Raw genomic sequence first — 21,495 nt, forward strand, 5'->3', positions numbered from 1 at the left:
ACTTCAAATTGTCTTCAAAATTGTTATTCATATTTGTTTTTATGAAGATTTTCATTGTTGAAGATGAATTGAGCCTGCAAAACAGCATGGAACGTTACCTCACAAGCGAGAGGAACATTTGCGTGTGCGCATCTACCTACGCCGAGGCGTATGAAAAGCTAAGTATTTACGAATATGATTGCGTGTTGCTAGATTTAAACTTACCCGATGGGGAAGGATTGCAACTTTTAAAGCATTTAAAAAAATTAAATAAGGGCGCGGGCATTATCATTACATCTGCCCGAAATGCACTCGATCAAAAAATTGAAGGACTGAGTTTAGGCGCAGATGATTACCTCACAAAACCTTTCCATCTGTCTGAGCTTAATGCAAGAATACTTGCACTGGTGAGGCGCAAAAATATGTCGGGCGCTATGCAGGTTACTTTTAATGAGTTAATGATAGATATTGATAGTAAGGAAGTTTTTGTACATGGAAAAATTATATATTTTACTAGAAAAGAATTTGAATTATTGCTCTACTTCATCGTAAATAAAGGTAAAGCAATTTCTAAAGCGGCTGCAGCCGAGCGTATTTGGGGCGATGATGCAGACATGGCCGATAGTTTTGACTTTATTTACACACACATTAAAAACATTAGAAAAAAATTAATGGATGCAGGAAGTAACGATTACTTTCATTCAGTTTATGGCGTTGGATATAGATTTGCAGCAACATGAAGCTATTTACAAAATACAATATAATTTTATCGTTTGTAGGGATTTTTGGCTTGCTCGTTATTGGCTTTCTTTTTTATAATACGCTAACTCATTACCTCGATAAACAGATTGATCATGATATGGTTGAAGAAATTATCGAAGTTAAGGAAGCTGCAGCGAAGAATGTTTTTTATAAACCGCACGAATTTGAAGATCTAATTGTTAATTATAAACCCATTGATAATTTAAACCAGCCGTTAACAACGCTTTATGGCGATACTTCATTCTATAATCCTTTAAAATATCAATTAGAACGCGGACGATACCTAAAAACACAACTTATTTTATTCGGAAAGCCGTACATGGTTACGGTGGTGGCTTCTAAATTTGAAAGAGAAGAACAAATTAAACAGATTTGCTTAATTATTTTTTTACCGATGCTGCTCTTATTCGGTATTTTGTTGCTCATTAATCGCGTAATGATGGGGAAACTATGGCGACCTTTTGAAAAAATTGTTCAAAACATCACCAAATTTAATTTAAGGCAAGATCATGCTTTTGAGCCTGTAAATACACCGATTAGAGAATTTAAAACACTTAATGATGCGATTGTACTTTTATCCAATAAGGTAAATATAGATTATCGTGAAATTAAATTGTTTACAGAAAATGCTTCGCACGAAATGATGACGCCTTTAGCAGTAATTAATGCAAAGTTGGATATGATTTTACAATCGAACGTTTTGGATAATGATTATGGAGAGATTTTAGCCGATTTATATAAAGCCACATCTCGCCTTACAAAACTTAACCAATCATTGCTATTATTGGTAAAAATAGATAATAACACAATAAATGAGCAAGAGCAAGTTGATGTAAAGGAATTGGTAGTGGAAAAAATAAATTACTTTCAAGAACTTATACATAAGCGCAGTTTGGTTTTAATAACCAATTTAAGCGAGTCAACCATTTTTTCTAATCGGCAATTGATGGATGTATTGATCAACAATCTTTTTAGTAACGTAATTCGGCATAACTATGAAGGTGGCACAATAGAGATTTTGCTCAATCAATCAACAATAATATTTAAAAATACAGGTACAAAAGTTGCCTTAAATGCCGAGAAAATATTTGATCGTTTTTACAAAGATAAAGCTAGCGAAGGCACAGGTTTGGGTTTATCTATTTTAAAACAAATTTGCGTAAAACAAGATTTTAATTTAAATTATCAGTACGAAAATGATTTACACATTTTTACGGTTAGTTTCTAAATAACAACACAATGAAAAAAGAAGAATTAGTGGTGGAAAATCCCCCTCAGCCTACTACCGAAAAGAAATATTCTAGGGCGCTTCGCATTTGGCATTGGGTAAATACCATGCTAATCTGTGGTTCTTTAATTACTGTTTTAATTAATTCTACATTATTAGATAGAGATAATTCCTCAATCGTTCAAACAGAATTGCAACAAGCAGGAACAACCGTTAGTCCTGTACAGGCTGCCTCGGTTTTACATGGAATGGAAGATCAGGTTTGGGATTTCCATATTTATTTTGGTTATGCTATTGCAACGTTGTTAGTGTTTAGGTTAATTACCGAAATTTATGCTTCGCCAAAACGCAGACTGTTTAAAAAAGTTAAATTTTCATATAATGATTATTTTATCCTCAAAAAGAACAGAGAAATTGCTAGACACGATTTTTTTGTTAAATCGCTGTATTTAATTTTTTATGCTTTAATAACTGTTATGGCAATAACTGGCTTGTTATTGGCTTTTAAACATTCAATAGGCATACCGGAATCGATTAGCCATTCCATTAAAGAGGTACACGGTTTTTGTATGTACCTTATTCTTGGTTTCATTGTGTTACATTTGGCTGGTGTTTTATTATCCGAGAGGAAAGAAGGTAAGGGAATTGTTTCGGATATGATAAATGGGGGAAAAGAAGTGGCTAATGATAATGAACAACTATAAAATTAAATGAAAAATTTCTTCTCAATATTGATTTTATGTTGCTATTTTTTTTCAGCAACCGAAGCAAGAGAGCTATTAAAACTACCTTTACTTTTTGAACATTTTGCCGAGCATAAAAAGCTTAAAGGTACAATGGGTATGTGGGAATTTTTGTGCATCCATTATGCACATGGAAATCCTCGCGATGCAGACTACGATAAGGATATGAAATTGCCATTTAAAACTTGCAGTTGCAGCCATTTTGATAAACCTTTTAACGTAATCGAGGCGGAATGTAAACTTCCTTCCATTCTCAATTTTGAATACCGTGCGTTTTTAAATTATGCTTACTCCGATTTAACACTATCAAGAGATTTAGATTGTATTTGGCAACCGCCAAAATGTTGTTAATCTTTTTTAAAGGCGTTTACAGATTTATTTGTAGCCATTCAAAATGATTTCACGATTAACAACAACAACAAATTATGCTTAACAAAATTATAGCGTTTTCCATTCGGAACAAGCTCATTATTGCCTTATTTACTCTGGGCTTAATGGGTTATGGTGTTTACGAAGTTGGAAAATTACCCATAGATGCCGTGCCTGATATTACAAATAACCAGGTACAGGTAATTACGTTAGCGCCTTCTTTTGGCGCCACCGATATAGAAAGATTGGTCACTTTTCCCATAGAACAGGTAAATAACAACATCCCTGGTTTGTTAGAGATTAGAAGCTTTTCGCGTTTCGGCTTATCGCTCGTTACCATTGTGTTTGATGACAATACCGATGTATATTGGGCACGACAGCAAGTGGCAGAACGTTTGCAGCAAGTGCAATCTAAAATTCCGGCAGGCATTGGCACACCCGAGCTTGGGCCGGTTTCTACAGGTTTGGGCGAAATTTACCAATATGTAGTTCGACCGAAAAAAGGGTTTGAGAAGAAATATGATGCAACCGAACTCCGTACCATTCAAGATTGGATTGTGCGTAGGCAACTTATTGGTGTAAAAGGTGTTGCAGAAGTTAGTAGTTTCGGTGGTAAACTTAAACAGTACGAAATTGCTGTAAATCCTGCCAAACTTAAATCTTACGGTATTACCGTTAATGATGTGTTCTCTGCAATCGATCGCAACAATCAAAATACGGGTGGTGCGTATATCGAAAAAGGGCCGTCAGTGCTTTTTATCCGAACGGAAGGATTGGTAGGTACCATCGATGACATTAAAAATATTTCCATTAAAAAAAATAGCGGTACACCACTTTTTATTCGTGATGTTGCAGACGTAAATATTGGTTACGCCACCCGCTATGGTGCAATGACATATAACGATGAGGGCGAAGTTGCTGGTGCAGTGGTGATGATGCTGAAAGGCGCAAACAGCAGTGAGGTAATTAAAAACGTTAAAGCGAAAATAGAACAAATTAAAAAAACACTGCCCGAAGGTGTTGTGCTCGAACCTTTTTTAGATCGTACCAAAATGGTTGATAACGCCATCGGCACTGTAGAGAAAAACCTTATCGAAGGTGCGTTGATTGTTATTTTTGTCTTGGTTATCTTTTTAGGGAATTTTAGAGCAGGATTGATCGTTGCCTCCATTATTCCGCTGGCTATGCTTTTTGCCATTATATTGATGAATACTTTTGGCGTAAGTGGTAATTTAATGAGCCTCGGTGCGCTCGATTTTGGTTTGATTGTAGATGGCGCGGTTATAATTGTTGAGGCTGTTATGCACCAAATTTCCAAGCATAAAAAATTCGCTTCCTTAACCCACATCTCTCAGGGCGAAATGGATAACGAAGTAAAAACTTCTGCAGGTAGAATGATGAATAGCGCGGTTTTTGGACAGATCATTATTTTGATCGTTTATTTGCCAATTTTCAGCTTGCAAGGTATAGAAGGAAAAATGTTTAAACCAATGGCTCAAACTGTTGCTTTTGCGTTGCTGGGTGCTTTTATACTTTCTTTAACCTATATCCCGATGATGAGCGCACTTTTCTTAAGCAAGAAAATAAAAACGCAACCCAATTGGTCTGACCGCGTTATGGAAAAAGTTGGCAACGCCTACCAAAAAACACTTATTAAAGTGATGCTTTTTCCTAAAACGTTAATCGCAAGTGTTGTAGGCATCTTTATTTTGGCTTTGGTAACCCTGAGTTTCTTAGGCGGAGAGTTTATTCCATCGTTAGAAGAGGGAGATTTCGCAGTTGATACACGGGTTTTAACTGGAAGTAATTTAACAACCACCATAGAAAGCACACAAAAAGCAGCACACATTCTAAAAACGCAATTTCCTGAAGTAGAAAAAGTAGTTACTAAAATAGGAAGTGGCGAAGTGCCCACAGATCCAATGCCCATGGAAGCGAGTGATATGATGGTGATTCTTAAAAACAAAAAAGAATGGACATCTGCTAAAACTTTTAACGAGCTTTCTGAAAAGATGAGCAAAGCTTTAGAGGCAGTGCCAGGCATTACCGCAGGTTTTCAATATCCTGTGCAAATGCGTTTTAACGAATTGATGACTGGTGCCAGGCAAGATGTTGTTTGCAAAATTTTTGGCGAGAATTTAGATACGCTTTCCATTTTTGCGCAAAAACTGGGTGCAATTATCAACACCGTTAAAGGCGCTCAAAATTTATACATTGAGCCAATATCAGGTATTCCTCAAATTATTGTACAATATAACCGCGCGGCTATTGCGCAATACGGCCTCGATATTGCCGATGTAAACCGTGTGGTAAATACATCCTTCGCTGGACAGTTTGCAGGCAAAATTTTCGAAGGCGAAAAACAATTTGATTTGGTGGTTCGATTAGATACGCAACAACGCAAAACCCTCGTTGATATTCAAAATCTGCTTATTCCTACGGATAACGGCCTATCTATCCCATTATCTCAATTGGCTTCGGTAGAAATTAAAGAAGGGCCCAATCAAATTCAAAGAGAAGATGCGAAACGTAGAATGGTGGTGGGCTTTAACATTAAAGGGAGGGACGTACAAACCATCGTGAACGAATTACAGGCAAAAGTGAATAAGGGCTTGAAATTCCCGACAGGATATTATGTTACTTATGGAGGCGCTTTTGAAAACTTGAATGCTGCGAAAAATCGATTAATGGTCGCGGTACCACTTTCGTTGGCGCTAATTTATATTTTGTTATTTTTTGCATTTGGGTCAGCTAAACAGGGTTTGTTAATTTACTCTGCCATTCCGCTTTCGGCAATTGGGGGTATATTTTTTCTCGCATTGCGAGGAATGCCTTTTAGCATAAGCGCCGGGATTGGATTTATTGCACTTTTTGGCGTTGCAGTGCTAAATGGAATTGTACTCATTTCTGAATTTAATAGATTAAAAGCCACAGGCATGGATGACATAAAACGAATTGTGCTCGAAGGTACTAAAACAAGATTGAGACCAGTTTTAATGACGGCTTTTGTAGCTTCATTGGGCTTTTTGCCAATGGCATTAAGTAATGGCGCAGGTGCAGAAGTGCAGCGGCCGTTGGCAACTGTTGTTATTGGTGGCTTGATGGTTGCAACTTTCCTCACACTTTTTGTACTGCCAGTTTTGTATATCATTTTTGAAAAAGGAATTAAAAATAGTATTACAAAGGCAAGTGTAATCTTCCTCGTATTCTTCTTTTGTGCAAAAACACAAGAGGTAAAAGCACAAGAAACTATTGGTGTGCAACAAGCGATAGATACTGCTTTGAAAAATAATGTGCAGATCAAAAACCAGCGTTTAAAGCTGAATTATCAAAAAATACTTATCGGTTCTTCAAATACAATTCCTGCAACAGGGATAACCGGAGAATTTGGGCAAATGGCTAGTATTTACAACGATACTCGATTTGGTATTTCGCAAAGCTTCAGCTTTCCACGGGTGTACAAAAATCAAAAACGTGTACTCCAAAAAGAAGCCGATATCGCTTCTTTAACTGTGAAGCTTAAAGAAAATGAGTTGATTCGGTTGGTAACTGAAACGTATTACGACCTTTTAAATTTGCATAAAAAAGAGTTATTGCTTAAAAAAAGTGATTCACTTTATCGCGAATTCAATAGAAAGACAGCGCTTCGTTTTAAATTGGGAGAAAGTGATGTTTTAGAGAAATCGACAGCAGAAAACCAATTGGTTAACATTAACTTGCAGTTAAATGAGCTTAAAGAAGCCTATCAAACTAAGCTTATTTATTTCAATTATCTATTAAATACAGATTCAGATTTATCTCCAAATTTGGATTCGGAAAACCAACTTTATGGTGGTTTATTTACGTTAGTTGATTTGAAATCGCATCCGATGCTCTCTATTTTGGAAGATAGAATTTTACTTAATCAAAAAAATACCGATGTAGAAAAATCGAAATTATTGCCTGATATTAATTTAGGTTATTTTAACAGTTCTATGCGTGGAGTAGGCGCCGATGACGTACTTTACGGTGCCGGAAAGCGTTTTCAGGCGGTGCAAATCGGTTTAGCAATTCCTTTATTTACAGGTGCACAACGCTCTAAAATTAAAGCTTCGAAAGTTAACGAACGCATCGCTTCATTAGATTTTGATCAGCAAAAGCAAGAATTAGAAGTAAAATTTAAAACTTTGCTCGGTCAACTAAAGCAGAAACAAGAAAGTTTATCGCTTTATGAAAAAACGGTACTGCCCAATGCACGTATTATAATTACCACCTCGAGCAAGCAATTTACTGCTGGAGAAATTAATTATTTAAACTTAGTGATGCTTGTAAATCAATCCATTGCGATAGAAATTAACTACCTGGATTTGGTTAAATCCATAAATGACATCATTATCGAACTCAATTATTTAAGCTCAAAAAAATCATGAAAAATATAATTTATTTTCTATTCGGTGCTGTTTTTTTCTTCCAATCGTGCGGTTCGAAGAAAGAAGAAATTAAGGAAACGACAAAGCCTACTGATAGCTCCTTGGTTAACCTAAGTAACGAACAATTAAAAAATGTCGAAATTTTAACAGCTAAGCTAGAAGACCGCAACATTGCTACATTAATACGAGTGAGCGGACAAATTGATGTGCCGCCTCAAAATATGATTTCGGTAAGTATTCCACTTGGTGGATATTTAAAATCTACCGCCTTATTGCCCGGCAACCACGTAAAAAAAGGGGAGGTTATTGCCGTTTTGGAAGATCAGCAATACATTCAAATGCAACAAGATTACTTAACGGCTAAAACCAAAACCGATTTGGCTTATAAAGATTATCAGCGACAGAAAGAGCTGATGAATAGCCAAGCTGTTAGTCAGAAAATTTACCAACAAGCAGAGGCAGATTATAATATACAGAAAACAATGGTTAATGCTTTGGCAGAAAAGTTAAGCCTAATTAATGTTAATCCGAAAAAACTTACATCGAGTAACATTACCAAACGCATCAATATTTATTCGCCAATTAATGGGTTTGTATCTAAAGTAAATGCAAACATTGGCAAATATCTTAATCCTGCAGATGTGCTTTTCGAATTGGTTAATCCAGAAGATATTCATCTAAATATTAAAGTGTTTGAAAAAGATTTACCTAAACTTGTTGTTGGTCAAAAGGTTATCGCTTTTAATAATAGTCAACCAGATAAAAAATACGAATGCGAAATTATCCTTTTTAGTAAAGATCTTTCTGCAGATCATACCGCAGATGTACATTGTCATTTCGAGAAATATGATAAAAGTTTATTACCTGGAATGTTTATGAACGCCGAAATTGAACTAAAAAGCAATAAATCTGCAACACTACCTGCAGATGCGATTGTGAATTTTGAAGGCGCAAATTATGCATTTGTAATGATGAATAAAAATCAATTTAAAATGATGGAGATAAAGCCAGGACGTACTGAAAATGGTTATATAGAAGTGCTTAATCCCGAACAATTTAAAGAGAAACCCATTGTGATAAAGGGTGCATACACGTTGTTGATGAAAATGAAAAATAAATCTGATGAATAATGCATAAAGAACAACATCTTAAAAGCTCGGAATTTATTTCTGATATTGTAATTGGCATGAGCGATGGGTTAACCGTTCCTTTTGCACTTGCCGCCGGTTTAAGTGCTGCGGTAACAAGCAATACAATCGTAATAACTGCTGGTGTTGCAGAAATTATTGCTGGTTGTATTGCAATGGGACTTGGCGGCTATTTAGCAGGGAAAACAGAACAAGATCACTACGAAAGCGAGCTGCGCCGTGAATATGAGGAAGTAGAGAAAGTGCCGGAGAAGGAAATGGAGGAGGTAAAAGAAATATTTGCCGCGTATGGTGTTGATGATGCGGGCCAAGAGCTAATTGTACAGCAATTGGCCAAAAATAAAGACCATTGGGTAGATTTTATGATGAAATTTGAGCTAGGACTCGAAAAGCCTGATGTAAATAGGGCGAGAAATAGCGCCATAACCATCGGGTTAGCTTACTGTGTAGGTGGATTTTTGCCACTTTCTGCCTATTTCTTTACCAATCATCCACATGATGGATTAGCGGTTTCGGCTGTGATAACAACATTTTGCTTATTTATTTTTGGGTATTTTAAAAGTAAAGTAACTGGGCAACCTGCACTTACTGGCGCATTAAAAGTTACCGCAATTGGGTTGCTTGCAGCAGGTGCCGCTTTCTTAATTGCGAGGTTAATTTCGTAGAAAATGATTGAAAAGCTATATTGATACGATATTCATCAAAACTTCAGAATGTCTTCAAGTTTATTCGTTTTCTTTGTTATAAGCATTGTGACTTAAACTATCGGTTTTTTCATAATCGCGGGGTTAAATAATATCCCGTTACAACATCATTAATCATATAGAAAAAATGGACAGAAAGGACTTTTTGAATAGTATGGGTATGAGTGTAGCCGGATTTGCAATATTAAATTGCATGGGCTGTAAAAAAACTGATGGCGGTACAGCTTCTGCAAATACAAAAGGGGCAACTGGCGTAAACTTTACATTAGATTTGAGCCTTTCGGCGAATGCAGCATTGTTAAATAATGGCGGTTCGTTAATCTCAAACGGTGTTATTGTTGCCAAAACAAAAAATGGTAATTACATCGCTGTTCAGCGCTCTTGCACGCACGAAAGTTATACGCTAACCTATCAATCGGCAAATAGTAGATTTTACTGCCCTAACCACGGCGCAACTTTTACAGAAGGTGGCGCGGTAACCAATGGACCAGCATCAAACTCGCTAACCGTTTATAACACCACATTAACAGGAACATCACTTAGGGTTTATTCTTAAATTTATGAAAATATTATTCATCGCATTTTTTGCATTTTTATTTACGCCTGCAATATGGCTGGGAAATTTTACCGACGCACAAAAAGAAGCACAAACCGCTCATAAATTAATTTTAATTAACTTTTCTGGTTCCGACTGGTGCATACCCTGTATGCGGTTGCGAAAGGAAATTTTAGAATCGAATGTTTTTGAAGATTACGCTAAAGATAAATTAATACTTGTGCGTGCAGATTTTCCGCGCCAGAAAAAAAACCAACTTTCCAAAGAACAAGTAAAACTAAATGAAAATTTAGCTGATAAATACAATAAAGATGGAAAATTTCCATTCACTTTATTAGTGGATGAAAATGGAAAAGTTGTTAAAACTTGGGAAGGTTTTCCTGATGAATCTCCGTTAGAATTTGTTCAAGTAATTTCAAATCTATCTAAATAAAATGGTTCAAGGTGTATCGGTAAATAGAATCTTAAAACTCATGGGCAACCGCTTTGAGTTTACCGTAATTGCCGAAGATGACACTATTGGAAATGAAGCAATTGATTTGGCCGTTGATGAAGTTAGGCGGATTGAAAACTTACTTACAACCTTTAAAAATTCGAGTGAAACCAATCAGGTAAATGAACATGCGGGTATTTCAGCGATAAAGGTTTCTAGCGAAGTTTTTTCCTTAATCGAACGATCATTAAAAATTTCTGCCTTAACCGATGGTGCATTTGACATTAGTTATGGTTCGATAGATAAAAGTTTATGGAATTTCGACGTAAATATGAAAACCTTGCCAAGTGCTGATTTGGCTAAAGAATCAGTCGGGTTAATTGATTATAAAAACATTGTGCTGGATAAGGTTAAATCGACCGTGTTTTTAAAAAATAAAGGCATGCGCATTGGTTTTGGCGGGATAGGGAAGGGTTATGCTGCAGATATGGCCAAGAAAGTGTTACAAAACTTCGGAATTAAAGCAGGTATTGTGAATGCTGCAGGCGATTTAGTAACCTGGGGCAAGCAATTAAGTGGCGATGAATGGACGGTGGGAATTGCAGACCCCGATCAAACCAGCAGACCGTTCTCTGCCTTAAACATCAGTAATATGGCCATTGCAACTTCTGGCAACTACGAAAAATTTGTGATGATTGATGGCAGGCGTTATTCACATACCATCGATCCTAAAACTGGTTTTCCCGTGAGTGGAATTAAGAGTGTAAGTGTATTGTGCCCGAGTGCAGAACTTGCTGATGCTTTGGCCACACCAATTGTAGTAATGGGTGTAGAAGTTGGACTTAATTTAATTAACCAAATGCAACATGTGGCCTGCGTGCTTATTGATGATCAGGATAGAATGTACACATCTAAAAATATTAATGTAAAACACTGATATGAAAATTTCTAAAATAGTAATCGCCAAAGGTATTGTTAGTTTACTAACGATTGGCTTTATGGCTTCATGCGTAAGTGTTAAACCTTACCAAAAAAATAAACTCAACGATTCAGAAATGATACTTTCTACACGTAAAGTTCAGAAATTCGAACAGAGTTTCCAATTGTATCGAGAAGGTGCATCGGGTGCAAATGGTGGTAAAAGTGGCGGTGGGTGTGGTTGTAACTAATATTAATTAACCAAAATGAAAAAAATTTATTTGCATGTGTTGTTTATGTACTTAGGTATATTAAGCACTTACGGCCAAAGTAAAAATACACCTTTACGTACCGATACAACAAACTATCAATCGCGAAAGCTTAAAATTGACGAGGTAAATCTGGTCTCGGCATACTACAATCAAAATGGAAACAACTCTGCCGTAACTGGTGGTATTGGTACCGAAAAACTTACCGATATTGCCAATACATTTGATCTTCAATTATCAAAATTTAATAAAAATGGTTATAAAAATACTTTTCTGTTTGAGTTGGGTGTAGATCATTACACATCTGCATCATCTGATAAAATTGATCCAACTACAATATCATCAGCATCAAGTGCTGATACAAGAATTTATCCATCGTTAAATTGGACACATTCTAACGAAGAAACTGGAAATTCATTTGGGTTTACAGGATCTTATTCTACCGAGTTTGATTACCAATCATTAGGTGCAGCATTTAACCTTACTCGTCAATCTGCAGATAAGAATACACAGTTCGATGTGAAGTTGCAAGCGTTTTTAGATCAGTGGACAGTCATTCTGCCCATAGAACTGCGAACGGGTAACACAGGTAAAAAGCACGAACAATATGATACAGCACCGCGAAATTCATTTAGTTCGTCATTTTCCATATCTCAGGTAATTAATAAGCGGTTGCAAGTCATGCTTGTTGTAGAGCCTTCTTATCAACATGGTTTACTGGCCACAAAATACCAGCGTGATTATTTTACGGATGGCTCATTGCAAGCTGAAACTTTGCCCGATAAACGGTATAAACTTCCGATTGCGTTACGCGTGAATTACTTTGCAACTGATCAATTCATCATCCGCACTTTTTATCGTTATTATATAGATAATTGGGGTATAAAGGCACATACCGCGGAGTTAGAAATTCCGGTAAAGATTAACGCTTTCTTTTCGGTAAGTCCTTTCTATCGATACAATACTCAAATAGGTACAAAATATTTTGCACCTTACGGCCAACATCAGGTAACTGATCAATATTTTACCAGTGATTATGATTTATCTACATTGACCAGTAATTTTTACGGCGCAGGTATTAAATTTACACCGCCAAAAGGTGTTTTGGGTTGGCAAAGGTTAACTACTGTAGAGTTGAGATATGGGCATTATACGCGTTCTACGAGTTTGGTTTCGAACATAGTTAGTTTGAATCTTAAATTTAAATAACACCCAATTTTTGTTAGTAATTTAAGTTGAAAATTGTATTTAAAACTTTTAACGTACTCATTTGTTTACACCATATTAATCAATAAAATTAATTTTAAAACTTATGAAATTATACTTAGCCCTACCAGCAGTTTTCATTGTGGCAACTTTATCACAAGGTTGTATTAGCAATAAGAAATTTACCGAACTCCAATCAAGTTATGCACAACTGCAAGCTAAAAATCAAGATTTGGATCTGAAATATCAAACCAGTCAGCAAGCACTTACCGGCGCAACAACAAGAGTGCGGAGTTTAGAAGAGCAAATTGCGTCAGAAAAAGTAAATGTACTTTCTTTACAGGATGCGTTGAATAAATGTTTAAACTCTAGTAGTCAGGGTAATGTTAACATTTCGAAATTGGTTGATGAAATTAATAGTTCGAATAAATACATTAAGCAGTTGGTTAACGCAAAAAATAAAAGCGATTCGCTTAATATGGTGTTAACTAATAACTTAACCAGGTCTTTAAGTCAGTCTGAAATGAAAGATGTTGATGTACAAGTACTTAAAGGTGTAGTTTATATTTCATTGTCAGATAATATGTTATATAAATCTGGCAGTTATGAAATATCAGATAAATCTGGAGAAACGTTGAGTAAAATCGCAAAAATTATAACAGATTATAAAGATTATGATGTGTTAATTGAAGGAAATACAGATAATGTGCCAATTAGTCAGCCAAATATTAGAAACAACTGGGATTTGAGCGCTTTAAGAGCTTCATCGGTAGTTCAGGCTTTACAAAATATTTACAAAGTTGATCCTAAACGATTAACCGCTGGTGGAAGAGGGGAATTTAACCCAATTGCAGGAAACGACACCGAAGCAGGTAAAGTTAAAAACAGACGTACACAAATTATTATCACGCCGAAATTAGATCAGTTTATGGATTTAATTGGTAAAGCACCAGAAAATAAATAATTTGTTGTTCACAATATTAAGCATATCAAAGAAGTCAAGTTTTTAAAACTTGACTTCTTTTTAGGTTAAATAAACCAGATTTTAATCGCTTAATTTCCCGAAACCGGCGCTTTATTGTATATTATGGAGTTCGTCTTGTCAAGTGCATATCAAAGAAGTCAAGTTTTAAAAACTTGACTTCTTTTTGGGTTAAATAGATTAGGTTTTTAGCGCTATGTTGCATGCGACGAGGCCTTTTTTGTTTTATAAACGTGGTTTTATTAGGATTTTATTAAAGAAGTCAAGTTTTTAAAACTTGACTTCTTTTTAGGGTTAAATAGATTAGGTTTTTAGCACTTTACTGCTTGCGACGAGGCTTTCTTTGTTTTATAAATGTGGTTTTATCAAGAGTTTATTAAAGAAGTCAAGTTTTAAAAACTTGATTTCTTTTTAGGGTTACATAGATTAGGTTTTAAGTTTTTTTGCTTGCGACGAGGCCTTTTTTGTTTTATAAATGTGGTTTTATCAAGAGTTTATTAAAGAAGTCAAGTTTTAAAAACTTGACTTCTTTTTAGGTTAAATAGATTAGGTTTTTAGCACTATGTTGCTTGCGACGAGGCCTTTTTTTGTTTTATAAATGTGGTTTTATTAGGATTTTATCAAAGAAGTCAAGTTTTAAAAACTTGACTTCTTTTTAGGGTTAAATAGATTAGGTTTTTAGGTTTTTTGCTTGCGACGAGGCCTTTTTTGTTTTATAAATGTGGTTTTATCAAGAGTTTATTAAAGAAGTCAAGTTTTAAAAACTTGACTTCTTTTTAGGGTTAACTAGATTAGGTTTTTAGCACTATGTTGCATGCGAAGAAGCTTTTTTTGTTTTATAAACGTGGTTTTATTAGGATTTTATCAAAGAAGTCAAGTTTTAAAAACTTGACTTCTTTTTAGGTTAAATAGATTAGGTTTTTAGCACTATGTTGCATGCGAAGAAGCTCTTTTTGTTTTATACACGTGGTTTTATCAGGAGTTTATGTAAGAAGTCAAGTTTTTAAAACTTGACTTCTTTTCGGGTTAAATAGATTAGGTTTTAAGTTTTTTTGCTTGCGACGAGTCCTTTTTTAATTTTATAGCCGTGATTTTACCAAGAGTTTATTTAAGAAGTCAAGTTTTAAAAACTTGACTTCTTTTTTGGTTAAATAGATTAAGTTTTTAGCACTTTATTGCTTGCGACGAAGCCTTTTTTAATTTTATAGCCGTGGTTTTATTAAGAGTTTATTAAAGAAGTCAAGTTTTAAAAACTTGACTTCTTTTTAGGTTAAATACGCCAGATTTTAATCGCTTAATTGCCCGAAACCGGCGCTTTATTGTATATTATAGAGTTGGTCTTGTCAAGTGCATATCAAAGAAGTCAAGTTTTAAAAACTTGACTTCTTTCTAATTTACATAATGCAAATGCTTTAAAACATTTTGGCTGAAGCCAGAAATATTTTCAACAAGAATTCATAGCCCTTGGCTTCAGCCAAGGGACTATATCGAATACGAAATAGGCTTTAGCCAAAAATTCAACGACCTATTTAAAACGAGGAAATTTAAAAATGTTTTCCCTGTAATTAACACCATCGTATCGCCTTGCCAAAAAAATGGAATTTTGAGAATCAATAATTACCCTGGCGTTCGCTTACCCACAAAATTTAGGAAAGATTTAAATTGTGCTTTATGTTTGTGTTTATCCAGTTTAAAATAAAATGCGCCTCTTTTTGATGAAGATTTATCTTTTTCTTCTTGTTTAATCAATAAACCGCTGGCTGTAATTTTTCTAATAAAATTTCTATTGTCGATGGGCATATCATAAACTTGCTCATATAAATTTTGCAACTGCGGAATGGTAAATTTTTTGGGTAACAATTCAAAAAGAATTGGGTGTAAAGCAGCTTGATAACGGATTTTTTCCATTGCAGTTTTTACCATCATGCCATGATCAAATATAAGCGTAGGCGTTTCGCTTAGTTTAAACCATTCTGCATGATATATATCGTTAATTTGCTTACTGTATTTGTTAATATCTATCAGCGAAAAATAGGTAACTGAAATCGTTCTTTCAACAGGATCTCGATCAGGCTTGCCAAAAGTATGGAGTTGTTCCAAGTAAACATTTTTCAAGCCAGTTAGTTGCAGTAAAATGCGTTGTGCGGCATCATCTAAATCTTCATTGTGCCCAATAAAACCACCCATTAAGCTCCATTGATCTTTCAAAGGTTTTATTGCCCTCTTAATAAGTAATAGCTTAACATCTTCACCGTCGTAACCAAAAACAATGCAATCAACGGCAACTAATATAGGTTTCTCAGTACTGTATTTTACCATACTAAAACAACTGCTTTAAACTATCGTCATTATAATCACTAATAAAAGCGATAATATTAGGGTAATTAAATTCATCAGCTGTATGCATCGTGGTAAGTACAACACACTTCATCCCGGCATTTAACGCGGCCTCAACACCTTTTGGCGCATCTTCAAAAACTAAACAATCTTTGGGTTCAATACCTAAAATTTCGGCGCCTTTTAAAAATGTTTCCGGGTCGGGTTTGCTTATTATTACATCAGCTGCGCTTACTATTGCCTCAAAATAATTTCTAATTTGTAATCCATCCAAAACGAAATCAATATTAAAAGGAATCGCAGCAGAACCAATCGCCATTTTTATTTGATGCGACGATGCTTTAGCTAAAAATTTATCTAATCCAGAAATAAGCGATAAATGCGGACCGTATGCTTGTTGGTAGCTCAATTCTTTTTGCATAGAAATTTCTTCAGCATGTGCGTTAGAAAAATGGTTTTTTCCGAAAACTCGATCTAAAAGCTCTTGGTTTTTTCCATACATTTCCTTTTTTACTTCAGCAAAAGAAATATCGGCGCCCAGCGTATTTGTTAAAATATCGTGCCAGGCATGGTTATGATAATCCATATCGTTTATCATTGTGCCATTAAGATCAAATAAAAAGGCTTTTGGAGAAAATTTTTCGTGTTGCATATCTATTGGCAAATTAAACGATTTTTTTTGAGCATCATGATTCAAATTTCCTAAATTTCAATAATAATATATAACGTTACAAAAACGCTAATTATTTTTTCATACTTTAGCATAAACTTCAAATAACAAAAAATAAAAAACAATAACCACATGAAAAAAAATATTAAAGTTTTATTTTATGCAGCCTGTTTAGCAATAGGCCTATCCTCATGCGCATCTGGAGGAAATAAAACAGTCAAAGAATTTGCAACTTTAGATTCGGCAAAATTTACCACTACGATCGATGGCAAAAGTGTTAAGCTTTATCATTTAACAAACAAATCTGGGGCTTCGGTTGCTATCACAAATTTAGGCGGCAGAGTAGTTTCCATTTTAATGCCTGATAAGGATAACAAACTCGTAGATGTTGCCTTGGGTTATGATAGTGTGGGTACTTACCTTAAAAAGGGTGAGCCATTTTTCGGGGCAATTATTGGTCGTTATGGCAATAGAATTGGCAAAGGGCAATTTACATTAGATGGAAAAGCTTATCAATTGCAGTTAAACAATGGTCCAAATACATTACACGGTGGAGACGATGGCTTTTTTAAACAAGTTTGGGATGCAAAGCAAGATGGTCATAAATTAGAGTTGACCTATTCATCAAAAGATGGCGAAGCTGGCTATCCAGGTAAATTAGATGTAAAAGTGGTTTATACCCTTACTGATGATAATGCTTTAAAGATTGATTATACTGCAACAACGGATAAAAATACAATCATCAATCTAACCAATCACACTTACTTTAACTTAAGTGGCGAAGGAAGTAAAACGATTTTAGATCATGAATTAATGATCGCTGCGGATTCCATCACACCGGTAGATAGTACTTTAATTCCGACTGGTAAGCTAATGGCCGTAAAAGGTACACCATTCGATTTTAATACTGCAAAAGCAATTGGTAAAGATATTGGCCAAAAAGACGAGCAATTAAAATTCGGAATTGGTTACGATCATAATTTCGCATTGAACAAGCATGATGATAAAACAATCGTAGCTTCAATAATGAGCCCTGTAACAGGTATTAAAATGGATATTTATACCGATCAACCTGGTTTACAGTTTTATTGTGGAAACTTTTTAGATGGGAAAGATAAAGATGGAAAAGGAGGGAAAGCTTATCCTCATCGTTCGGCCTTTTGCTTAGAAACACAACATTTCCCAGATGCCCCAAATCATCCAAATTTTGCCTCGACAGAATTAAAACCAGGCGAAACCTACAAAACAAGTACTACTTATAAGTTTTCGAAATAAACGAGCGGAGAAAAAAGTTTAAAGTACAAAGTTTAAAATATAAAATGCCGAGCATATTGCTCGGCATTTTTTGTTTATTAAGATTTTACTTCAAGTAATAAGTTTTTCTAGAACGTTGTCATCCTATTCACGCAAGTGGAAATCTTAAAGCGTCAGGTATTTTAATGTATTAAGATTCCCAACCAAGTTGGGAATGACTATCTTCTTAATTTACTTCACGATTAGTGCTACTGATTCAATTACAAAAAAACCTCCTTCTCACGCATGCGGGAATCTTAAAATGGAGTGTTTCTTCGTGTCTTTGTGGTTTAATCTTCTTCTCCATTTACTCGGTGCAAACCTCCGTGTGCTCTGTGGTTCATCCTAACAAAAAAAGCTCCCGATTTTCATCGAGAGCTTTTAAAATTTATCAGTTAAAAAGAATTATCCTTTTTTAGCTTTGCTTTCTTCGCCTTCTAATTGCGATTTCAATTGAGCCAATACGTCTAAGTCTCCTAAAGTAGATTTCTCTACAGAATCTTTAACTTTTTTCACTGCAGTAACAGATGCTTTTGCTTCTTTTTTCTTAGTAGCGCGTTCTTCTGCAAGCACTTCAGCTTTAACCTCTTCCCAAATACGGGCGTGAGATACTACAATGCGTTTTGCTTCTTTATTAAATTCAATGATTTTGAAGTCGTTAGTTTCTTCAGCTTTAACCGAACCACCATCTTCTTTAACCATGTGTTTAGTTGGTACGAAACCTTCTACACCATAAGGCAAAGCAATAACAGCACCTTTATCAGTTACTTTAACAACAGTACCTTGGTGAATCGAATCTAAAGTAAAGATAGTTTCGAAAGTATCCCAAGGGTTTTCTTCCAATTGTTTGTGACCTAAGCTTAACTTACGGTTATCAACATCAAGTTCTAAAACAACAACGTCTAACACATCACCAACTTTAGTGAATTCGTTAGGGTGGTTTACTTTTTTAGACCAAGATAAATCAGAGATGTGGATTAAACCATCAATTCCTTCTTCAATTTCAACAAACACACCGAAGTTAGTCATGTTTTTAACTGTAGCCGTGTGCTTACTTCCCACTGGGAATTTAGCAGCAACTTCTTGCCAAGGATCGTTTGATAATTGCTTAATACCTAAGCTCATTTTGCGTTCGTCTCTATCTAAAGTTAAAACTTCAGCTTCGATCTCATCACCAACTTTTAAGAATTCTTGTGGATTTCTTAAGTTTTGCGACCAGCTCATTTCAGAAACGTGGATTAAACCTTCAACACCTGGTATAATTTCTAAGAAAGCACCGTAATCTGCAACAGTTACAATTTTTCCTTTTACTTTAGATCCAACAGCTAATGTAGTATCTAAATTCTCCCAAGGGTGTGGAGTTAATTGTTTTAAGCCTAAAGCGATACGTTTTTTCTCATCATCGAAATCTAAAACAACCACGTTGATTTTTTCATCTAATGATAATACTTCTTTTGGATGCTCTATGCGGCCCCAAGAAATATCAGTAATGTGAAGTAAACCATCAACACCACCTAAATCGATGAACACACCGAAATCAGTAATATTTTTAACAGTACCTTCTAATACTTGTCCTTTTTCTAATTTAGAAACAATTTCTACTTTTTGGCTTTCTAAATCGTCTTCAATTAACACTTTATGAGAAACTACTACGTTTTTAAACTCATGGTTAATTTTAACAACTTTAAATTCCATTGTTTTACCCACGTAAATATCGTAATCGCGGATAGGTTTAATATCAATTTGAGATCCTGGTAAGAAAGCCTCAACGCCCATAATGTCAACAATTAAACCACCTTTAGTACGGCTCTTAACGAAACCATTGATGATTCTATCATTTTCAAGCGCCTCGTTAATAGCTTCCCATGATCTTTGGGTTTTTGCTCTTTTGCGAGAAAGAATCAATTGTCCGTTAGCATCTTCTGGTGCTTCTACGAATACGTCAACTGAATCTCCAATTTTTAGATCTGGTGTATCACGGAATTCTGAAGTAGAAACTAAACCGTCTGATTTAAAACCAACGTTTAATACTACATCCTTGTTGTTAATTGAAACAACAATACCGCTAATAATTTCACCTTTAGTGATCTGGTTGAATGTTCCAGCATACATATCTTCAAACTTTTTACGGTCTGAATCATTGTAATTACCGAAAACTTTTTCATCTGCATCCCAATCGAAATCTTCGGTTGGTGTTAACAATGATGATTTGATCGATTCGATCGAAACTGAATCTGCTTCTGATTCGATAGTTTCTTTTTCAGTCAGGCGTCCGCCTTCTCCCTGAAGTTCAGCTGTTTTAGCTGCTAATTCTTTTTCTGCTACTTGTTTTTTAGCCATTAATTAATTATCTCCTTTTTTCCCTATTTAGGGACTGCAAAGGTAGAAATTATATTTATAAAAGAAAAGAATTTTTTCTTTTAATGTTTCTGATTTTTAGGAAGATAGTATTAAGTATTTAGAATCAAGACTAGTTGCCGACAAGAGTAAAGATGAAGGAACAAAGAATACCTTGTTAAAATATGCGTTGTGTAATTCCCCTTTTTTAGAGGGGTGCCTTTTAAGGCGAGGGTGTTCTTTTAAGAGCAATACAATAATATTTCGAAAATGGGCGTTCGGTGGTTCTTCGGGAACATCAGCCCCGCTTTCGCTTATAGTCCTCGCTTCGTTGCACTCCGCTGTGGGCTATTCCGCTCAATCAGGTTTAGGAACGAATTGAAGTGCAAACAAAAGGTTTACCGTTTGAGGTTTTTTTTAATACTGGTATAAGGCATAATTTCGAAAAATAAAGTTATATCTTCAATTTTATTGTTTGGGTTAATTTTAGGTAATCTACTTTTCCAATTGAAAATATTTACAAAATAATCGTTATAAACTTTCTTTAAAGCTTTGCTATCACCTGTAATTGACTTAATATCTTTTACAAAACCATCTTTTTTAACAACTACCTTTATTAAACTATAGTAACTGGCCGAGTCTGGATTGTAAATAAATTTAAAATCATAAGGATATATTGCCATTTCAGTACGGAAATTAATCGTTGTATTTTTAGCATTATGTTTGAGAAGAATTAATTTTTCATCAATATTATCACGTTTGTAGTAAGGTTCTGAAGGTTTGTGATACGAAGTACATATATAAGTAGAAATAGTAAGGTCTTTATTAATTGATCCAAAAATTAATCTAGTTTCTCCTTCACTAATAAATGTGCCACAAGAATTATAACCAATACCACCATTACTGCCTAGTACATAAATACTTTTTACTTTTTTCCCTTTATATAGATTTATAATTTCTACATCAGCTTTGTAATATTCGTTATTATTGGGAATTTTTGTAGTTTTTTATAATTTTTACTGTTGCAACAAAATCTGCTTGTTGGTATTGAAAAGTAATCGTTTTAAGAGAAGAACACATGCATGCCTTGCAGGTATTTATTACAAAAATAGATAGAATGGTAATAATTATTGTGGTAATTTTCATGGTTAA

19 protein-coding genes are annotated in these 21,495 nt (G+C 34.9%); 14 read left to right on the forward strand and 5 right to left on the reverse strand.

Annotated elements, in window-relative coordinates:
• The first annotated feature begins 41 nt into the window (after positions 1-41).
• The 13 genes from EZJ43_RS15915 (at position 42) to EZJ43_RS15975 (ending at position 13,688) form a co-directional block, all read left to right on the forward strand.
• Positions 42-719 carry a response regulator transcription factor gene (locus EZJ43_RS15915; RefSeq protein ID WP_133263712.1) on the forward strand — a complete coding sequence of 226 codons (678 nt, stop codon included), beginning with the start codon at positions 42-44 and terminating at the stop codon, positions 717-719.
• A complete protein-coding gene (locus EZJ43_RS15920) occupies positions 716-1,969 on the forward strand; it encodes a sensor histidine kinase (protein ID WP_207924642.1) in 1,254 nt (417 codons plus the stop codon). The genes EZJ43_RS15915 and EZJ43_RS15920 overlap by 4 nt, the downstream gene beginning before the upstream one ends.
• An 11-nt stretch (positions 1,970-1,980) precedes the next feature.
• A complete protein-coding gene (locus EZJ43_RS15925; protein WP_133263713.1) occupies positions 1,981-2,673 on the forward strand; it encodes a cytochrome b/b6 domain-containing protein in 693 nt (230 codons plus the stop codon).
• Positions 2,674-2,679: 6 nt separating this feature from the next.
• Positions 2,680-3,063 (forward strand): hypothetical protein, encoded by a 384-nt coding sequence (locus EZJ43_RS15930; protein WP_133263714.1) that lies wholly within the window; start codon positions 2,680-2,682, stop codon positions 3,061-3,063.
• Positions 3,064-3,137: 74 nt separating this feature from the next.
• Positions 3,138-7,490, forward strand: a complete 4,353-nt coding sequence (locus tag EZJ43_RS15935) for a CusA/CzcA family heavy metal efflux RND transporter (protein ID WP_133263715.1) — start codon at positions 3,138-3,140, stop codon at positions 7,488-7,490.
• Positions 7,487-8,620: an efflux RND transporter periplasmic adaptor subunit gene (locus tag EZJ43_RS15940; protein WP_133263716.1), complete on the forward strand. Its 1,134-nt coding sequence runs from the start codon at positions 7,487-7,489 to the stop codon at positions 8,618-8,620. Before EZJ43_RS15935 ends, EZJ43_RS15940 begins: the two co-directional genes overlap by 4 nt.
• Positions 8,620-9,303 (forward strand): VIT1/CCC1 transporter family protein, encoded by a 684-nt coding sequence (locus tag EZJ43_RS15945; RefSeq protein WP_133263717.1) that lies wholly within the window; start codon positions 8,620-8,622, stop codon positions 9,301-9,303. The genes EZJ43_RS15940 and EZJ43_RS15945 overlap by 1 nt, the downstream gene beginning before the upstream one ends.
• 166 nt (positions 9,304-9,469) lie before the next feature.
• Positions 9,470-9,898: a QcrA and Rieske domain-containing protein gene (locus tag EZJ43_RS15950; RefSeq protein WP_133263718.1), complete on the forward strand. Its 429-nt coding sequence runs from the start codon at positions 9,470-9,472 to the stop codon at positions 9,896-9,898.
• A gap of 4 nt (positions 9,899-9,902) precedes the next feature.
• On the forward strand, positions 9,903-10,331 hold the full coding sequence (locus tag EZJ43_RS15955) for a thioredoxin family protein (RefSeq protein WP_133263719.1): 429 nt from the start codon (positions 9,903-9,905) through the stop codon (positions 10,329-10,331).
• A 1-nt stretch (position 10,332) separates the two neighbouring features.
• The gene (locus EZJ43_RS15960; RefSeq protein WP_133263720.1) at positions 10,333-11,268 is read left to right on the forward strand and encodes an FAD:protein FMN transferase; all 936 of its coding nucleotides are present in this window, start codon (positions 10,333-10,335) and stop codon (positions 11,266-11,268) included.
• Position 11,269: 1 nt separating this feature from the next.
• On the forward strand, positions 11,270-11,500 hold the full coding sequence (locus EZJ43_RS15965) for a DUF4266 domain-containing protein (protein ID WP_165953194.1): 231 nt from the start codon (positions 11,270-11,272) through the stop codon (positions 11,498-11,500).
• 15 nt (positions 11,501-11,515) lie between these two features.
• A complete protein-coding gene (locus EZJ43_RS15970) occupies positions 11,516-12,727 on the forward strand; it encodes a DUF3570 domain-containing protein (RefSeq protein ID WP_133263721.1) in 1,212 nt (403 codons plus the stop codon).
• Positions 12,728-12,830: 103 nt separating this feature from the next.
• Positions 12,831-13,688 (forward strand): OmpA/MotB family protein, encoded by an 858-nt coding sequence (locus tag EZJ43_RS15975; protein ID WP_133263722.1) that lies wholly within the window; start codon positions 12,831-12,833, stop codon positions 13,686-13,688.
• Positions 13,689-15,323: 1,635 nt separating this feature from the next.
• Here the strand turns inward: EZJ43_RS15975 and EZJ43_RS15980 are convergent.
• Both EZJ43_RS15980 and EZJ43_RS15985 read right to left on the reverse strand, forming a co-directional pair.
• Positions 15,324-16,025 carry an NUDIX hydrolase gene (locus tag EZJ43_RS15980; protein WP_133263723.1) on the reverse strand — a complete coding sequence of 234 codons (702 nt, stop codon included), beginning with the start codon at positions 16,023-16,025 and terminating at the stop codon, positions 15,324-15,326.
• A gap of 1 nt (position 16,026) precedes the next feature.
• On the reverse strand, positions 16,027-16,695 hold the full coding sequence (locus tag EZJ43_RS15985; RefSeq protein ID WP_133263724.1) for an HAD family hydrolase: 669 nt from the start codon (positions 16,693-16,695) through the stop codon (positions 16,027-16,029).
• A gap of 150 nt (positions 16,696-16,845) precedes the next feature.
• Here EZJ43_RS15985 and EZJ43_RS15990 point away from each other — a divergent pair, with 150 nt between their 5' ends.
• Positions 16,846-17,988 carry an aldose epimerase family protein gene (locus EZJ43_RS15990; protein ID WP_133263725.1) on the forward strand — a complete coding sequence of 381 codons (1,143 nt, stop codon included), beginning with the start codon at positions 16,846-16,848 and terminating at the stop codon, positions 17,986-17,988.
• A 423-nt stretch (positions 17,989-18,411) separates the two neighbouring features.
• Here EZJ43_RS15990 and rpsA read toward each other — a convergent pair whose 3' ends face one another.
• The 3 genes from rpsA to EZJ43_RS17250 form a co-directional block, all read right to left on the reverse strand.
• The gene (gene rpsA, locus EZJ43_RS15995) at positions 18,412-20,346 is read right to left on the reverse strand and encodes a 30S ribosomal protein S1 (protein WP_133263726.1); all 1,935 of its coding nucleotides are present in this window, start codon (positions 20,344-20,346) and stop codon (positions 18,412-18,414) included.
• Positions 20,347-20,741: 395 nt separating this feature from the next.
• Positions 20,742-21,026, reverse strand: a complete 285-nt coding sequence (locus tag EZJ43_RS16000) for a hypothetical protein (RefSeq protein WP_133263727.1) — start codon at positions 21,024-21,026, stop codon at positions 20,742-20,744.
• Between the two features lie 301 nt (positions 21,027-21,327).
• Positions 21,328-21,489: a hypothetical protein gene (locus EZJ43_RS17250; RefSeq protein ID WP_165953195.1), complete on the reverse strand. Its 162-nt coding sequence runs from the start codon at positions 21,487-21,489 to the stop codon at positions 21,328-21,330.
• Between the last annotated feature and the right edge of the window lie 6 nt (positions 21,490-21,495).

It is taken from the genome of Pedobacter changchengzhani (assembly GCF_004354365.1).
Taxonomy (GTDB): Bacteria; Bacteroidota; Bacteroidia; order Sphingobacteriales; family Sphingobacteriaceae; genus Pedobacter; species Pedobacter changchengzhani.

Bases quoted from the DNA above. Each gene is read 5' to 3' on its own strand.
- EZJ43_RS15985 (WP_133263724.1), bottom strand. From the start codon at position 16,695: ATGCAACACGAAAAATTTTCTCCAAAAGCCTTTTTATTTGATCTTAAT.
- EZJ43_RS17250 (WP_165953195.1), bottom strand. From the start codon at position 21,489: ATGAAAATTACCACAATAATTATTACCATTCTATCTATTTTTGTAATA.
- EZJ43_RS15945 (WP_133263717.1), top strand. From the start codon at position 8,620: ATGCATAAAGAACAACATCTTAAAAGCTCGGAATTTATTTCTGATATT.
- EZJ43_RS15950 (WP_133263718.1), top strand. From the start codon at position 9,470: ATGGACAGAAAGGACTTTTTGAATAGTATGGGTATGAGTGTAGCCGGA.
- EZJ43_RS15930 (WP_133263714.1), top strand. From the start codon at position 2,680: ATGAAAAATTTCTTCTCAATATTGATTTTATGTTGCTATTTTTTTTCA.
- EZJ43_RS15990 (WP_133263725.1), top strand. From the start codon at position 16,846: ATGAAAAAAAATATTAAAGTTTTATTTTATGCAGCCTGTTTAGCAATA.
- EZJ43_RS15970 (WP_133263721.1), top strand. From the start codon at position 11,516: ATGAAAAAAATTTATTTGCATGTGTTGTTTATGTACTTAGGTATATTA.
- EZJ43_RS15955 (WP_133263719.1), top strand. From the start codon at position 9,903: ATGAAAATATTATTCATCGCATTTTTTGCATTTTTATTTACGCCTGCA.
- EZJ43_RS15975 (WP_133263722.1), top strand. From the start codon at position 12,831: ATGAAATTATACTTAGCCCTACCAGCAGTTTTCATTGTGGCAACTTTA.
- EZJ43_RS15940 (WP_133263716.1), top strand. From the start codon at position 7,487: ATGAAAAATATAATTTATTTTCTATTCGGTGCTGTTTTTTTCTTCCAA.
- EZJ43_RS15915 (WP_133263712.1), top strand. From the start codon at position 42: ATGAAGATTTTCATTGTTGAAGATGAATTGAGCCTGCAAAACAGCATG.
- EZJ43_RS15960 (WP_133263720.1), top strand. From the start codon at position 10,333: ATGGTTCAAGGTGTATCGGTAAATAGAATCTTAAAACTCATGGGCAAC.
- EZJ43_RS15925 (WP_133263713.1), top strand. From the start codon at position 1,981: ATGAAAAAAGAAGAATTAGTGGTGGAAAATCCCCCTCAGCCTACTACC.
- EZJ43_RS15980 (WP_133263723.1), bottom strand. From the start codon at position 16,025: ATGGTAAAATACAGTACTGAGAAACCTATATTAGTTGCCGTTGATTGC.
- EZJ43_RS15935 (WP_133263715.1), top strand. From the start codon at position 3,138: ATGCTTAACAAAATTATAGCGTTTTCCATTCGGAACAAGCTCATTATT.
- EZJ43_RS16000 (WP_133263727.1), bottom strand. From the start codon at position 21,026: ATGGCAATATATCCTTATGATTTTAAATTTATTTACAATCCAGACTCG.
- EZJ43_RS15920 (WP_207924642.1), top strand. From the start codon at position 716: ATGAAGCTATTTACAAAATACAATATAATTTTATCGTTTGTAGGGATT.
- rpsA (WP_133263726.1), bottom strand. From the start codon at position 20,346: ATGGCTAAAAAACAAGTAGCAGAAAAAGAATTAGCAGCTAAAACAGCT.
- EZJ43_RS15965 (WP_165953194.1), top strand. From the start codon at position 11,270: ATGAAAATTTCTAAAATAGTAATCGCCAAAGGTATTGTTAGTTTACTA.